This window comes from Corallococcus sp. AB049A, assembly GCF_003668885.1.
Taxonomy (GTDB): domain Bacteria; phylum Myxococcota; class Myxococcia; order Myxococcales; family Myxococcaceae; genus Corallococcus; species Corallococcus interemptor.
Window position 1 is genome coordinate 1 of the sequence record NZ_RAWL01000810.1, and the last position, 1,136, is coordinate 1,136.

Consider the following 1,136-nt stretch of genomic DNA (forward strand, 5'->3'; position numbering starts at 1 on the left):
CCCCGGGGGCCCTCGCCCACGCGCTCCATCCCCGCCAGCAGGATGCGCAGCCGCTGCCGCACCAGCGCGGAGGCCAGGTGCTCGCGCGCCACGTCCAGGCGCGAGGCCATCTCCCGCAGCAGCGGGACCAGGACCGTGTCGCAACAGGCAAGGGCGTCCAGCCCCAGCAGGGCCTCGGTGAGCGCCGCGTCCGCGGACTCCTCGTCCAGCGCCATCACCGCCGCCCAGAAGCGCTCCACCCCTCGCAGCCGGGGAGACTCGGAGGGCCGGGGCTCATCGCGCACCTGGGCGATGGCCTCGCTCACCGACAGGCCCTCCTCGATGAGCTTCGCCACCCGGCGGACGGCCTCCACCTCGTCGCGTGAATAGACGCGGTAGTTGTTCTCGCTGCGCTCCGGGCGCGGGAAGCCGTGGCGCCGCTCCCAGGCGCGCAGCGTGGCCTCGCGGATGCCGGTGAGTCGGGCGATGGTGCGGATGCGCAGGCTCATGGGGCCAGGCCTCGCGCGCGGTCCCAGCGCTCCGCCACGCCTCGCGCCCCCGCCAGCTTCTGCGTGAAGCCCTCCAGGCTCGTGGCCCCGGACACCCGCCGCACCAGGGCCTCCAGGTTGCCCTGGAAGCGCTCCAGCGGCCCGGCCTCGTGGACGGTGCCCACCTCCAGCAGGACGTCCGGCCGCTCGTGCTCGAAGAAGGCGTAGCGGATGGCGATGGGCACGCACTCCGCCTTCGCCGCGCGGGCCAGCAGCTCCACGCCGCGCTCCAGCTTCAGTGGCAGCTGGCCGAAGGGCCGGTGCTCGCCCTCCGGAAAGACACACACCGCGGCGCCCGGCTTGCGCAAGAGCTCCTTCGCGTACCGCAGCGAGGACAGGGACGACATCGCGTCCTGCTTGCGGATGCTGAAGGCCCCCATCTTCGTGTGGAAGGGGTAGCGGCGCAGGTTGTCCTCGTCCATGAGGCAGTAGCCGTCCCAGCCCGCCACCTGGCAGAGCTGGTGCAGCACGAAGCCGTCCCACCAGTTGGAGTGGTTCAGGTAGACGAGCCGGCCCACGCCGTCGGAGGGCAGCTCGCCGCGCACCCACAGGCCGCGGAACGTCGAGCGGACCTTCCACCCGATGTACCGGTCCACCGCCCACCCGAAG

2 protein-coding genes are annotated in these 1,136 nt (G+C 72.9%); both read right to left on the reverse strand.

All coding sequences use genetic code 11. From position 1 onward, the window contains the following. On the reverse strand, nt 1–488 hold a 488-nt coding region (locus D7X55_RS39565; RefSeq protein ID WP_121725701.1), incomplete at its 3' end, for a MerR family transcriptional regulator. Next, on the reverse strand, nt 485–1,136 hold a 652-nt coding region (locus D7X55_RS39570; protein WP_233610379.1), incomplete at its 5' end, for a lysophospholipid acyltransferase family protein. The genes D7X55_RS39570 and D7X55_RS39565, both read right to left, overlap by 4 nt.